This window comes from Pseudomonas sp. AC355, assembly GCF_979258205.1.
The window spans coordinates 2,506,622-2,520,799 of sequence record NZ_OZ409843.1 but is presented as its reverse complement, the minus strand read 5'-3'; the positions used below and the strand labels follow the sequence as shown (position 1 = coordinate 2,520,799).

At 62.7% G+C, this 14,178-nt stretch carries 13 protein-coding genes; 1 reads left to right on the top strand and 12 read right to left on the bottom strand.

Annotated features, from left to right (window positions below):
* Positions 1–24: 24 nt before the first annotated feature.
* The 5 genes from gcvT to ACZ0AI_RS11880 form a co-directional block, all read right to left on the bottom strand.
* The gene (gene gcvT, locus ACZ0AI_RS11900) at positions 25–1,146 is read right to left on the bottom strand and encodes a glycine cleavage system aminomethyltransferase GcvT (protein WP_463565925.1); all 1,122 of its coding nucleotides are present in this window, start codon (positions 1,144–1,146) and stop codon (positions 25–27) included.
* Between the two features lie 91 nt (positions 1,147–1,237).
* Entirely contained in the window at positions 1,238–4,090 is a 2,853-nt protein-coding gene (gcvP, locus tag ACZ0AI_RS11895; RefSeq protein ID WP_463565924.1) for an aminomethyl-transferring glycine dehydrogenase, read from the bottom strand.
* Positions 4,091–4,099: 9 nt separating this feature from the next.
* Complete coding sequence (gcvH, locus tag ACZ0AI_RS11890) at positions 4,100–4,483, bottom strand: glycine cleavage system protein GcvH (protein ID WP_463565923.1); 384 nt, start codon at positions 4,481–4,483, stop codon at positions 4,100–4,102.
* Positions 4,484–4,779: 296 nt separating this feature from the next.
* On the bottom strand, positions 4,780–5,583 hold the full coding sequence (locus ACZ0AI_RS11885; RefSeq protein WP_463565922.1) for a SirB1 family protein: 804 nt from the start codon (positions 5,581–5,583) through the stop codon (positions 4,780–4,782).
* A gap of 106 nt (positions 5,584–5,689) precedes the next feature.
* Positions 5,690–5,953: a YebG family protein gene (locus ACZ0AI_RS11880; protein ID WP_463565921.1), complete on the bottom strand. Its 264-nt coding sequence runs from the start codon at positions 5,951–5,953 to the stop codon at positions 5,690–5,692.
* Positions 5,954–6,251: 298 nt separating this feature from the next.
* Between ACZ0AI_RS11880 and ACZ0AI_RS11875 the strand changes: the two genes are divergently transcribed.
* Positions 6,252–6,725 carry a phosphate-starvation-inducible protein PsiE gene (locus ACZ0AI_RS11875; RefSeq protein ID WP_463565920.1) on the top strand — a complete coding sequence of 158 codons (474 nt, stop codon included), beginning with the start codon at positions 6,252–6,254 and terminating at the stop codon, positions 6,723–6,725.
* Here ACZ0AI_RS11875 and ACZ0AI_RS11870 read toward each other — a convergent pair whose 3' ends face one another.
* From ACZ0AI_RS11870 to yaaA, 7 genes are all read right to left on the bottom strand, one after another.
* Positions 6,726–9,359: a DEAD/DEAH box helicase gene (locus ACZ0AI_RS11870; protein ID WP_463565919.1), complete on the bottom strand. Its 2,634-nt coding sequence runs from the start codon at positions 9,357–9,359 to the stop codon at positions 6,726–6,728.
* A gap of 169 nt (positions 9,360–9,528) precedes the next feature.
* A complete protein-coding gene (locus ACZ0AI_RS11865) occupies positions 9,529–9,762 on the bottom strand; it encodes a hypothetical protein (protein ID WP_225838866.1) in 234 nt (77 codons plus the stop codon).
* A gap of 65 nt (positions 9,763–9,827) precedes the next feature.
* Positions 9,828–11,207 carry a GGDEF domain-containing protein gene (locus ACZ0AI_RS11860; protein WP_463565918.1) on the bottom strand — a complete coding sequence of 460 codons (1,380 nt, stop codon included), beginning with the start codon at positions 11,205–11,207 and terminating at the stop codon, positions 9,828–9,830.
* 108 nt (positions 11,208–11,315) lie between these two features.
* Complete coding sequence (locus ACZ0AI_RS11855) at positions 11,316–11,702, bottom strand: hypothetical protein (RefSeq protein WP_463565917.1); 387 nt, start codon at positions 11,700–11,702, stop codon at positions 11,316–11,318.
* A 57-nt stretch (positions 11,703–11,759) separates the two neighbouring features.
* The gene (locus ACZ0AI_RS11850; RefSeq protein WP_463565916.1) at positions 11,760–12,590 is read right to left on the bottom strand and encodes an SDR family oxidoreductase; all 831 of its coding nucleotides are present in this window, start codon (positions 12,588–12,590) and stop codon (positions 11,760–11,762) included.
* Positions 12,591–12,636: 46 nt separating this feature from the next.
* On the bottom strand, positions 12,637–13,101 hold the full coding sequence (locus ACZ0AI_RS11845; RefSeq protein ID WP_225838886.1) for a multidrug transporter: 465 nt from the start codon (positions 13,099–13,101) through the stop codon (positions 12,637–12,639).
* Between the two features lie 93 nt (positions 13,102–13,194).
* A complete protein-coding gene (gene yaaA, locus ACZ0AI_RS11840; protein ID WP_463565915.1) occupies positions 13,195–13,974 on the bottom strand; it encodes a peroxide stress protein YaaA in 780 nt (259 codons plus the stop codon).
* Positions 13,975–14,178: the final 204 nt, after the last annotated feature.

Below are 14,178 nucleotides of genomic sequence, written 5' to 3'. Positions count from 1 at the left end.
CAGAAACTGCCGCCCCAGCGGTACTTAACCGCGGTAGTAGCGCTGCGCCACGAACGGCGTCTTGGCGACCTTCATGGCAACGCGTTTGCCGCGTACCAAGGCCCACACATCGCTGTCCACGGCGACGTGACTGCTCTGCACGTAACCCATGGCCAGCGGCGCACCCAGGCTTGGGCCGAAGCCGCCACTGCACACCTGACCGATGATCTCGCCATCGGCATTCACCAGCTCCGCACCCTCACGTACCGGCGTGCGCTCCTGAGGCAGCAGGCCGACACGTTTGCGGGCGACCCCTTCGCGCTGTTGCGCGAAAATGCGCTCGGCACCGGGGAACCCGCCGGGGCGAGTGCCATCGGCTCGCCGCGCCTTGGATACTGCCCAGAGCAGGCTTGCCTCGACCGGCGTGGTGTCGGCACTCATGTCATGGCCATACAGGCACAGGCCGGCTTCCAGGCGCAGCGAATCGCGGGCGCCCAGGCCGATCGCCTGAACTTCCGGTTCGGCCAGCAGGCTGCGCGCCAGCGCTTCTGCATGGGCGGCAGGTACCGAGATTTCGTAACCGTCTTCACCGGTATAGCCGGAGCGGCTGACGTAGCAATCGACCCCGAGCAGGCGCACTGCCGCGAATTGCATAAAAGTCATTTTCGCGACTTCCGGTGCCAGGCGGGTAAGTACGTCAACTGCCTTGGGGCCCTGCAGGGCGAGCAGAGCGCGTTCGAAGCGCGATTCGATCTGGCACTGGTTGGCGATGTGCTGCTGCAGGTGCATCAGGTCTTGATGCTTGCAGGCCGCATTGACCACCAGAAACAACGTGTCGTCACCGAGGTTGGCGACCATCAGGTCGTCAAGAATGCCGCCGTTTTCGTCAGTGAACATAGCGTAGCGCTGCATACCCACCGGCAGGTCGACGATATCCACCGGCACCAGGCTTTCCAGGGCCTTGGCGGCGCCCGTGCCACGCAGGATGATCTGGCCCATGTGCGAGACGTCGAACAGGCCGGCGGCTTCGCGGGTGTGCTGGTGTTCCTTCATCACGCCGAGCGGATATTGCACCGGCATCTCGTAGCCGGCGAACGGCACCATGCGTGCGCCCAGCTCCAGGTGCAGTGCGTGGAGGGGCGTTTTCGCCAGAATTTCAGAGCTCATTGCACTCTCCTGTATAGGTCGTGAGCGGCCCGCAGCAGCGTGCGGGCATAGAGGAATCGGGCTGCCGAAGCGCTCGGCAGCCCAGGCGCAATCAGGCGTCCTGATAAGCCTCGATGGGCGGGCAGGCGCAGACCAGATTGCGGTCGCCGAACACGTTGTCGACCCGGCCTACCGGCGGCCAGTATTTGCCGTCGATCAGGCTGCGGGTCGGGAAGACCGCCTGTTCGCGGCTGTACGGATGCGTCCACTCACCCACCAGTTCAGCGGCGGTGTGCGGGGCATTCTTCAGCGGGTTGTCGTCGACATTCAGCTCGCCGCGCTCGACCGCACGAATTTCCTCGCGGATGGCGATCATGGCGTCGCAGAAGCGATCCAGCTCTTGCTTGGACTCACTTTCGGTCGGCTCGATCATCAGCGTGCCAGCCACCGGGAAGGACATGGTGGGGGCATGGAAGCCAAAGTCGATCAGGCGCTTGGCTACATCGTCGACGCTGATGCCGCTGCTGTCCTTGAGCGGTCGCAGATCAAGGATGCACTCGTGGGCCACCAGGCCGCCTTCACCGCTGTACAGCACTGGGTAGTGCTCTTCCAGGCGACGGGCGATGTAGTTGGCATTGAGGATCGCCATCTGCGACGCCAGGCGCAGGCCGCTGCCGCCCATCATGCGGATGTACATCCAGGTGATCGGCAGGATGCTGGCGCTGCCGAATGGCGCAGCGCTGACCGCGCCGACCTTGCGTTGCATGTGAGCGTGGCCGGGGAGGAACGGCGCCAGGTGTGATTTCACGCCGATCGGGCCGACGCCCGGGCCGCCACCGCCATGGGGAATGCAGAAGGTCTTGTGCAGGTTGAGGTGGGAGACGTCACCGCCGAACTTGCCTGGTGCACAGAGGCCGACCATGGCGTTCATGTTGGCGCCGTCGATATACACCTGGCCGCCGTTGTCATGGACGATGGCGCAGATCTCGCGAATGCCTTCCTCGAACACTCCGTGGGTGGACGGGTAGGTGATCATGATTGCTGCCAACTGATCGCGGTGCTGCTCGGCCTTGGCGCGCAGATCGGCGATGTCGACGTTGCCGCGGGCGTCGCAGGCAGTCACTACTACGCGCATGCCGGCCATGTGGGCGGTGGCCGGGTTGGTGCCGTGGGCCGATTGCGGGATCAGGCAGATGTCGCGCTTATCGTCGCCGCGGCTCTGGTGATAGGCGCGGATCGCCAGCAGGCCAGCGTATTCGCCCTGGGAGCCGGCGTTGGGCTGCAGCGACACGGCGTCATAGCCGGTGGCAGCGCAAAGCATGGCTTCCAGCTCGTCGGTCAGTTCCTGATAACCGGCGCTCTGTTCGGCAGGGGCGAAGGGATGCAGGTTGCCGAACTCAGCCCAGGTGACGGGAATCATCTCGCTGGCCGCGTTCAGCTTCATGGTGCAGGAGCCCAGCGGGATCATGCTGCGATCCAGGGCCAGGTCTTTGTCGGCGAGCTTGCGCAGGTAGCGCATCAACTCGGTTTCCGAGTGGTAGCGATTGAATACCGGGTGCTCGAGAATCGCCGACTGACGCAGTTGTGCAGCAGGCAGGCCAGTATCGTCCGTCTTGGCGAGGGCCGCGAAGTCCGGCAGGGCCTTGCCGTCTGCGAACAGTGTCCAGAGTTGTTCGATATCCGCCTGAGTGGTGGTTTCGTCGAATGACAGGCCGATACGCTCGGCATCCACTTCGCGCAGGTTGATGCCGGCTGCACGGGCTTTCTGGTGCAGCGCTGCGGTCTGCTCACCGCTGCGCAGGGTCAGGGTATCGAAGAATGCCTGTTGCTCGATCTGCAGACCGAGCGCCTGCAGGCCGCGGGCGAAGATCAGCGTCAACTGGTGAACGCGCTGGGCGATACGGGTGAGCCCCTGCGGGCCATGGTAGACGGCGTACATGGCGGCGATATTGGCCAGCAGCACCTGAGCGGTACAGATGTTGCTGGTGGCCTTCTCGCGGCGAATGTGTTGTTCGCGGGTCTGCATGGCCAGGCGCAGGGCCGGGTTGCCGAAGCGATCCACCGAAAGGCCGACCAGGCGACCCGGCATGTCGCGTTTGAACGCGTCACGGGTGGCGAAGTAGGCGGCATGTGGGCCACCGAAACCCAGTGGCACGCCAAAGCGTTGAGCGCTGCCCAGCGCCACATCGGCACCGAATTCACCTGGCGCTTGCAGCAGGGTCAGGGACAGCAGATCGGCCGCGACGGCTACCAGAGCGTTGGCGCCGTGGAAGCGCTCGACCACTTCGCGGTAATCGAAGATGTCGCCATTGCTCGCCGGGTACTGCAGCAGAGCGCCGAAGAAGGCGCTGGCGTCGTCGATGGCGGCTTCGTCACCGACCACCACGTCGATGCCCAGCGGCTCGGCGCGGGTACGCAGTACGTCGAGTGTCTGCGGGTGGCAGTGCTGGGAGGCGAAGAAGGCGTTGGCGGCCTTGTTCTTCGACAGACGCTTGCAAAAGGTCATGGCTTCGGCGGCGGCGGTGCCTTCGTCGAGCAGCGAGGCGTTGGCGATCGGCAGGCCGGTGAGGTCGCTGATCAGGGTCTGGAAGTTCAGCAGCGACTCCAGGCGGCCTTGGGATATCTCGGGCTGGTAAGGCGTGTAGGCGGTGTACCAGGCCGGGTTCTCCAGCAGGTTGCGCAGGATCGGCGAGGGCGTGTGAGTACCGTAGTAACCCTGGCCGATGTAGTTGAGAAACAGCTGGTTCTTGGCGGCGATGGCCTTGATGGCTGCCAGCGCATCGGCTTCGCTCTGGCCATCGCCAGCGGGTAGCACGCTGGTGCCCTTGATACTGCCCGGGATGACGCTGGCGGTCAGTGCATCGAGGTCGCTGAAACCAAGGGTTTCCAGCATGGCAGCGGTATCTTGGTCACGTGGGCCGATGTGGCGTGCGATGAACTCGTTGCGGGTGGTCAAGTCGGTCATGGTTTTCTCTCAAGCGTCGGCTTTGGCGTTGAGCAGGCGCTCGTAGGCGTTCTGATCGAGCAGGCCGGCCACTGCATTGGCGTCGGTTGGACGGAAGCGGAAGAACCAGCCCTGTCCCAGCGGTTCGGCATTGATCAGCTCAGGGCTGGCTTCGAGGTCGGCGTTCACTTCGACCACTTCACCGTCGAGCGGCATGCCGATATTGCTCGCTGCCTTTACCGACTCAAGCACGGCTACTTCTTCGCCGGCGGTGTAGGCCTGCAGCTCAGGCAGTTGAACGAACACCACGTCACCCAGTGCGTCTTGAGCGTAGGCGGTGATCCCTACGGTGACCAGCCCATCGGCCTCCTGACGCAGCCATTCGTGCTCGACGGTAAAACGCAATTCGCTCATGGGGACTCCTTGGTGATTTTCGGCCCGTCTGTGCGGGCGCGGTTAATGGGTAAAGCCATTAGCAAACTAGGTGCCAGTTTGTTTTTTGTATATAAATCAATGACATAATGTTTTTAAGTGAGTGAAATCAGGCGCTTTGTATCGATTTCGATACGAAGTTCGCCGCCTTTCGATGTGGGTTCACTTAAAGGCCCCGAATGTCGCAGCTGGCAAACTCCGTGTCGTATTGAATACGCTGTGTCTAAATCAATACGAATGGCTGGGAAGTGCTGAATCAGGGCGGCAGGAAGGCGCAATCAGTGCAGCGCAGTGCCCGTACTCAGCTGGCGCAGTCGATCGCCAAGCCGTACATGCAGCGATGGGTCGTCGCACAGCAGCAGGGCACGCTGGACATCGAAACGCTCCGCCTGTGGGCAGTCGAGGCGCTGATAAAGGTCGGCTCTGGCCAGATGATCACTGACGTTGGGAGGCGCCAGCTGTAACACGCGCTCGGCATCTTTTAGGGCGGCCAGATAGTCCTCGTCTTGCATGTGCAGATAACGCAGGTTACGTGATAGCCGTACGATCATGCTCCGCGCATCGCAACCCAACATGTGTTCGGCGCTCAGCTGTGCCTGGGGGCCGATATAGCGCAGCAGCAGTTCACGGCAGTCGCGGGTATAGAGCCGCCGCCCGCCACAGGGATCGAGCAGGTGGTCGGCACCGGGAACACGCAACAGGAAGTAGCCGGGGAAGTTGACACCCTGCAGGGGGATGCCCAGGCGCCTTGCCAGCTCCACAGCGATCAGCGCGATGCTCAGGGGCTGGCCACGACGGCGCAGCAGCACCTTGTGCAGCAGCGCTGCCTGCGGCCGAACCGGGTTGTCGTCGTCTGCATAAAAGTGCAGGTCGTTGAGGCGCCGCAACAGGGGCTGCGCGAGTTCCTGCGGGGGGAGGCTGGGGAGGCCTGCATCGACCTGATGTTTCAGGCCGTCGAGCTCGCTGACGATCAGTTTGGGTTGCACGGCCATGTCGTGTTCGGCAGCAACCCACAAGGCCGCTTCGAAGAGCGCCGGCTGCTCGGTGTTCAGACAGGCAAGGCAGTGGTCACGCGCACTCATGGTCACCTCCCGTGGGTGACCTCTGTTTTAACCGTGCGCGCGCCTGACGTCTAGAGCTGAAGGCCGAGGATATGTTGCCGGCGATTTGTGCGCCGCCGGCTGGTGATCATTCCGCCAGTGCCTCACTGCCCAGCTCGGCAAGGGCATCGGGCTGGTTCTTGAAAGCCTTGGCGAACACATCGCGGTTTCTGGCCATGTAGATGCCCAGCTCTTCGCCCTGCTCATCGCTGAGAGACGGCACCGCCTTTTGCAGCACTTCGCTGAGTAGTTCAGCCAGCTCCAGCATCTTGTCGTGACGGTCGGCTTCGGCTTTATCCATAAATAAACGCTCCGGATCTCGACTGCTGCGGTACACCACTTCGACGGCCATTCATCACCTCTACGCCTTCACGCTAATGGTTGAAAATATACTGTGTATGCATACAGTTGTGGCAAGCATAATGAACCGCGCTGCATTTGAACAGGGTAAACGTGAATCTTGCTGTGCGCGGCATCTTGTCACGCGCTGCAGGTTGCCGCATCCGTGCCTTTTTGGCGACGGCGGGCTTCTCTGTGCCAAGGCAGTCGCTCCGGGCCAGCTTCGCTGGTCTTGTTCCTGCATGGGAATGTCACGCAGACGCGCCATGATGGCTACGTTTCGGCTGCATCAATAGTTAAAGGGGAAGGGTATGAAGTGGGTAGATAACGGCCGCAAGCAGATGCACAAGGGCGCGAATTCGATCGGCAACCTGTTCGTCGAGGGTTTCCACTACCTGGGCCTGTTCGTCATCGGTGGGGCGACTGCCTGGGCGTCCGTGGCAGCCTTTATGGGCATGCTGGAAAAGGGCAGTGCCAGCGTGGACGACATTCTGCTGCTGTTCATCTACCTGGAGCTGGGGGCGATGGTCGGCATCTACTTCAAGACCAATCATCTGCCGATCCGCTTTCTGCTGTACATCGCCATCACCGCGTTGACCCGTTACCTGATCGGCGACGTGTCTCACCACAAGGCGCCGGATATCGGCCTACTGTACCTGTGTGGCGGTATCTTCTTCCTGGCGCTGTCGGTGTTGGCGGTACGCTTCGCGTCGTACAAGTTTCCGTCCAGCAAGGCCATCGATTCGACTGGCGACGTGGTCGGCGATAATTACTCGGAGAAGTAGTCAGTCATTCAGCGGGGCGAACAGCGCCTGCAGGTCGTCTTCGCTGAGTTGCCATTGCGCCTGGCTGCCGCCTTCTTCCAACAGGCCGCGCGCCAGGCTGGCCTTGGCGTGCTGCAGTTGCTGGATCTTCTCCTCGACGCTGCCACGGGCGATCAGCTTGTAGACGAACACCGGCTTGTCCTGGCCGATCCGGTAGGCGCGGTCGCTGGCCTGGGCTTCCGCTGCGGGGTTCCACCAGGGGTCAAAGTGGATCACGGTGTCGGCGGCGGTAAGGTTTAGGCCCGAACCGCCCGCCTTGAGGCTGATCAGGAAGACCGGAAACTGCCCAGCCTGGAACTGCTGTACCGGCGTGCGGCGATCACGGGTGCTGCCGGTGAGCTTGGCATAGGCAATACCGCGGGTTTGCAGCTCGGCTTCGATCAGCGCCAGCATCGAGGTGAACTGGGAGAACAGCAGCACCCGACGGCCTTCGCCGATAAGCGCTTCGAGCATTTCCAGCAGGCTGCCGAGCTTGCCGGAATCGCTGCTGCTCAGTTCTTCCGGGGCTTCGTCCAGCAGGCGCAGGTCGCAACACACCTGGCGTAGACGCAGCAACGCTTCGAGGATGACGATCTGGCTGCGGGCCAGGCCCTGCCGGGTGATTTCCTCACGTACCTTGCGATCCATGGCCAGGCGCAGAATTTCATAGCGGTCGCGCTGTGCCGGGGTCAGTTCCACCCATTGGGTGATCTCGGTCTTCGGTGGCAGCTCGCGCGCTACCTGTTCCTTCTTGCGGCGCAGCACGAAGGGTTTGATGCGTCCACGCAGATGCGCCAGGCGCTGCTCGTTGCCATGCTTCTCGATGGGCGTGCGGTAGTCGCGGGTGAAGCTCTTACTGTCGCCGAGCCAGCCCGGCATCAGGAAGTTGAACAGCGACCAGAGCTCGCCCAGGTGGTTTTCCAGCGGCGTACCGCTCAGGCACAGGCGTTGTTGCGCGTTGATCTGGCTGGCGGCGAGAGCGGCCTTGCTGCGCGGGTTCTTGATGCTCTGGGCTTCGTCGAGAATCAGCAGATGGAAGCGTTGCGCGGTCAGCGTCTTGAGGTCGCGTGGCAGCAGGGCATAGGTGGTGAGCACGATGTCGTGTTCGGCGATCAGCTTGAACTGGCTGCGGCGCTTGGCACCGTGCAAGGCCAGCACCTTGAGGCTCGGGGCGAATCGGGCGGCTTCATCCTCCCAGTTGGGGATCAGGCTGGTGGGCATGACGATCAGGGCCGGTTGCTGCAGGCGGCCGTTCTGTTTTTCCAGGAGGATATGCGCCAGGGTCTGCAGGGTCTTGCCCAGGCCCATGTCGTCGGCCAGCACGCCGCCTACCTTGAGTTCGGCCAGGGCTTGCATCCAGCCCAGCCCCTGCAGCTGATAGGGGCGCAGTTGTGCCGCCAGGCCGTCCGGCGCGCTGACCGGCTGCAGCGTGGTGTGCTGCAGACGCTGGGCGAAATCGCGCAGATCGGCGCCACCCTGCCAGCTCAGCTCGGGTTCCTGCTGCAGCACGTTGAGGCGCGTCGCATCGGCGCGGGGCAGGCGCACCCGGGTGCCGATGTCTTCGCCGTCACCGATGAACAGTTCACCGAGCGCTGCCAGCAACGGCTTGAGCCGTGCATAGGGCAGGGCTACGCGGCGCTGGCTGTGGGGCAGGGTGACCAGCAGCATTTCTCCATCCTGGCGCTGTGCCAGGGCTTCGCCGGAAAGCAGCCAGGGCGTGCGTCGAATGGCCTGGAGCAGGATAGGCAGCAGGCTGATGCGCTGGCCTTCCACTTCGATCCCCAGCTCCAGGTCGAACCAGCCCTGTTCGGGAACCTCATCGACATCGGCGTACCAGTCGTCGATCTGTGCCAGGTTGTACTGAAAATCAGGTTGCACCTCGACCCGCCAGCCTTCTTCGCGCAGGGCCGGTACCTGCTGCTGCATGAAGGCCAGCCAGGCTGCGTCGCCCTGCAGTTCGAAGTGTTCGCCGGGATGCTGGGCGAGCGCCTCGCTCTGCCGCAGGGCCGTGCGCAGGCCGCCTTCTTCCAGGCGATGACGCAGCTCGGCTTCGCGGGCCCCATCACGCACGATGCGCAACTGATGGGTCGGGCCGAGGCGATACAGCAGATCCTTGGCCGGCTTGCCCGCTGCGCTGTGGCCCTGATAGTCGAAGGCCAGTGCTGCGCGGTGCTGGGTCTGTTCCAGCATGCGGCCCTTGCGCGCATCGAAGTGCACGCGTACATGGCTGCCCAAGGTCAGCACGGGGATCGGCGGCACATTGTCGATGCGAGTTTCTTCCATGGGCTTTTCGACGACGATCAACGAGCCCAGATCCTCACCGGAGCGCTGGCGCGCCTCGAGGGTGAGCAGGGCGGCGGCGACATGCTTGCAGTTGAAACCCACTGGGCAACTGCAGTTACCCGTCACTCCCCAGCCCTGTCCGTAGGGATGCAGGGTGATGCGTTGCTGGTACGGCCGTTCGCCGCTGCCCAGGCAACTGGCGAGCAGGCTGTGATCCTTGAGGCTGAGCAGGCGGCTGAGCCCGCGGGTGGCGTAGTCCTGGCCGCGGCGCAGCGCACCGTCATCGAAATCGCCGCGCCAGTCGGCCTGCTGCAGGTGCAGGATGTCTGGCATCAGGCTACGTCTCGGAGGTCAAAAGCAGGCTTCGGCATGGGGCGATGAATACGATGGCAAGCCGTCGATGGTCTCACAGCCTGAGCGGGATTGGCAGATCAGATGCGGCTGACGTGCCCGCACCAAGGCACGTCTAACACTGACCTGCGTTGTCATCGCGGTGCCGCGTTTATTTGTCTTCGGTCTTGATGGCGCCGCGAATGTTCATGGCTGCCAGGCACAATTGCAGCACGATCAACGCATACGCGTGGCTGTAGAGACCCCAGATGATCCACAGCAGATTGCTGGCCATGAATACCCAGAAGCCCAGGTTGCGCCGCTGGCGCTGTTTCGAAGCGATCAGCCAGGCCGCCACGACGGTGACCAACATAGCCGGCCATTGCAGCCAGTCGATGTACTCCATGAATGCGCCTGTTTACCGAGAAGGACTTCAGGTGCGACCGGGCTATCGAGTGGGTGTTCGACTTTTCAGACCGACTCGCTCTCTCGCTGCGCCTTGTCGGCGTACATCTCGTCATCGGCCATGCGTAGCAGATCGCTGGCGGTTTCACCGTCCTGGGGCGCGATGGCGATACCGATGCTGATACCGATTTGCAAGGTCTGCTGATTGAAGACGATTGGCTCGCTGAGGGCCTCTTCAATGCGCTGCCCCAAGCGAATCGCCGCCGCGCGATCGAGGCCCGGCAGCAGCGCTGCAAACTCGTCGCCACCGAGGCGCGCTGGCATGTCGACACGTCTTAGCAGGCCGCGCAGCCGTTTGGCACTGACCTTGAGAACCTCGTCCCCGGCGGCGTGACCGTAACGATCGTTGATCTGTTTGAAATGATCGAGGTCGATCATCATCAGCGCGAAAGAGGTGCGCCGTCGCCCTTTAGCATTCAGTGCGTTGGCGACGCTGTGGTCGAAAAGGCGGCGATTTGGCAGGTCGGTCAGTGCATCCAGGTAGGCCAAGGTGTTGAGCGGGCGCAGCAGGTGTCGGTTGACCAGCAGCACCACCAACGCAGAAAGCAGCAAGCTGGCTACTAGCAGATAAAGCTGGAGGGTCTCGATGCGTGCGTGGGCGGCCATGGTCCGGCCCAGAGATTTGCCCATGATCAGCAGTACCTCACTGGCGCCCTGGGCATTGACGTTGGCGAGCGACACCGAGCGCATCAGGTATTCATTGCCTTCGTCTTGCAGCCTCCAGGTGGCGCCATCGACCAGTGCCGATGGATTGCCTAGCAAGCGCTCGAACGTACTGTTCAGGGTGTTGCCATGCAATTGCCAGGCGCCATTCTCGCCACGGGAGAGGAATACGAATTCGGTGTCGGTGACCCGCTTGAGATCCTCGGCCAGGCCGTCGTCGATGGCGAAGCCCAGGGTGAGTTCGGCCTGTGGCGTGGGCATATTTACCACGCTGTGGATCAACTGGTAGAGCACGCCGCTCTGGCTGCGCAGCATGGCGATAGGCATCTGCCCGTCAGCGCTGCCGGATTGTGCGGCGGCCTTGAGGAGGGGAACGATATCGGCCTGTTGCAGCTCGCTGGGGACACTGGCGATCAGTTGCCGGTCGAGGGTATTGAGCACGGCGATATCGGCCTGCAGGCGGCTGCCATGATTCTGCAGCATGGATTCGATAGTCGCTCGTTCGCCAATGGCGATGGCCTCCTTGAGGCCGTAGTCCGCCGCTAGCACGGCCGCACCCTGAGTCAGCTGACGGTGGCGTAGTTCGAGCAACTGGTCGACCACTTGAGCGGTGGTTGCCAACTGCGTGGCAGTGGTGTCTTCAACGATGCCGCGATTGGTACGCACACTGACCAGATAAATGACGATCTGCACGATCAATAGCGCAGCGAGCAGCGCAAACATGATGCGTCGCTCCTGGGTTTTGAGGTGCCGGCTGGTTCTCATCGACGTTCCGATCAGGCTTATTGGTAACGAGTGTAGAGCAGTGATCGCCCCGCAAGTGCCGCTTGCTCAGGGCATTCTTTTGAATATCCGCTCGGAGAACAGCATCTGGGCGAGCAGCGGATAGCTCAGATAGTGCAGCGCGAAGATCACCACGCCCATCGGGCTGGGCTCATCCTGCAGCGTCATCATGGTCAGCAGGCCGACATACAGCAGCGCCAGCATGCCGCCGTACAGCCACACCAGGCGGCGACGTTCACCGCGGGTTGGCGGGCGGCGTTGCTGCCAGGCGAACAGCAAAGCCATCAGCGCCGCTACGCTGGCGGCGATCACCAGTGTGGCCAGCACGCCGCCGAGTTTGACGAAGCTGCGCAGCAACAGGTTGAGCAGCACGGCTGCGACCACGCCAATGACAGCGTAACGAGTCATGGCGACGGAAGAATGGGATGGGGGCATGGCGGCACGGCTCGGTGCAAAAGGTGGAGCTCTGAGTCTCGCCGCTGGCGCCAGGTTCTACAAGGTGCGATCCAGACCGAAGCGGCGACTCAGTATGCGATCCAGCAGTGCGCCGGGCAGCAGAGCAGCGAGCAGCGGCAATGCGCGGCTGCCATTGCCGAGGCGCAATACTCGTGGTCGCTTGCCGCTGTTCACAGCCGCGAGCACGTTGCGGGCAACGTGGCTGGCAGGCGTCGGATTGTCCTGGGACGCCATGGCGCGGGCGCGGATGCCTTCACGCATGGGCCACCAGGGCGAGTGCTCGCCGATCAACTGTTCAGCCTGGCGACTGGCTTGGGAGCCGAAACTCGACTCGATGGCGCCGGGCTGCACTTCCAGCACACCGACGCCGAAAGGCGCCAGCTCCAGGCGCAGGGCATCGCTGAGGGCGTGGACGGCAGCCTTGGAGGCGCAGTAGGCGCCCGCGAACGGGGTGACCAGTACGGCGGAGACACTGCCGATGTTCACCACCAGCCCTTTGTTGCAGCGCAGCAACGGGAACAGCGCCCGGGTCACGTCGACGATAGCGAAGACATTGGTTTCGAACTGCCGACGCATCGCTGTGGCACCGCCATCGAGCAGCGGGCCCATGGCGCCATAGCCGGCGTTGTTGATCAGTACGTCAAGGCCGCCGATGCGTTCCTTGAGCGTCGCGGCCAGTCGCTCGACAGCGTCGGCGTCGTCCACGTCCAGTTGCACGGCGTTGAAGCCGGCTGCGCTCAGGCGTGCCACGTCTTCCTCTTTGCGGGCGCTGGCCCAGACTTGGTAGCCCTGCTGCAGAAAGGTGTCCGCCAGTGCGCGGCCGATGCCACTGGAACAGCCGGTGATCAGAACCGTGGGGTGGCTCATGGGCAATCCTTGTGTTTGTTGTTATCTGGATCTTTTCAGGCGCCGGTCAGCGGCTGAACGTACCTTGCAGCTGTTCGGCACGAAACTCCAGGGTGCTGGCGCGATAGCCGCTACGCAGGGTAGGCAGGGGCAGGCAGGTTTGCCAGTCGGCCCCCGGCAGCAATTCGCCAGGGCCGCTGTAGCGCGGGGTTTCGTAAAGCCGTTGCGCCAGGTTGACGCTGTCGCCTGGGCGGTAGGCGGCTACCTGCCAACGCAGCTCCAGCAGTGCGGCTTGGCTACCGTTGTGCAGGTGCACGCTCAGCGGGCGATCTGCCGGGCAGCTTTGCGGCGCATGGCTCAGGCGCAGCTCCAAGTGAGCCAGGTGGCGATTCTCGCGGCTCTCTTGCCACAGCACCCAGCTCGATACCAGCCCCAGGCCAACCAGTGCGGCAAGGGAAATGGGCAGGGCTTTGGCCGGGTAGCGGATCAGCAGGATGAACCAGCTGAGCACCAGAATCGCGCCGAAAATCATCGCTAAACCTTGAACGTCGAATGTGTGCCAATCCTACACAAGCCCGGCTGCCTCGGCACCCGTGCAGGGGTTGGCGGATGTTTCCAGCGCCGATCAGTCCGGGGCGTGGTCGCGCAGGAACACCAGCTTGTCGACGCTGGAGTCCTTGGCCGAGAAGCGGTAACCCTGGGCGTCGAAGTCCTTGAGATCCTGCGGATTCTTCAGTCGCTCCCTGATCACGTGGCGAGCCATCAGGCCGCGGGCCTTTTTGGCATAGAAGCTGATGATCTTGTATTGGCCGTTCTTCAGATCCTTGAACTCGGTATCGATGATGCGCGCCTTGAGTACCTTGCGCTTGACCGCGCCAAAGTACTCGTTGGAGGCCAAGTTGAGCAGCACATCGTCGCCCTGAGCCTGCAGTGCCTCGTTCAGCCACTCACTGATGTGCTCGCCCCAGAAAGCATAGAGATCCTTGCCGCGGGCGTTGATCAGCTTGGTACCCATTTCCAGACGGTAGGGCATCATCAGATCCAGGGGGCGCAGCAGGCCGTACAGGCCGGAAAGCATGCGCAGGTGCTGCTGGGCGAAATCGAAATCCGCCTCCGCGAAGCTTTGCGCATCCATGCCGGTGTACACATCGCCCTTGAATGCCAGCAGCGCCTGCTTGGCGTTGTGCGTGTCGAAGGCCGGCGTCCAGCTGCCGAAGCGCGCGGCATTGAGGCCGGCGAGTTTGTCCGACAGGTGCATCAGCTCGGCGATTTGCGCGGGGGAGAATTCGCGCAGCTGGGCGACGAGTTCCTGGGAGTGGTCGAGGAACTCGGGTTGGGTGAAGCGTGACGTCACCGGCGCGGTGTCGTAATCCAGGGTCTTGGCGGGTGAAATCACCATCAGCATAGGTCGTCTCCTTCAGCGGAGCGCCGATTCTAGCCGATTCGGTGACAAGAGCAGTTAGCCGGCAGGGAAGAGGGGGCAGGGTTCGCCAATGGAGCGCTGCAGCAGGACTTATGACTTTAGCGGTGAGCTGCACGAGCGCCAAGCGTCATTCGTCTAACCGAAAAATAAACTTCAAAAATCTGAAAAGATCATTTTCCTGTCACA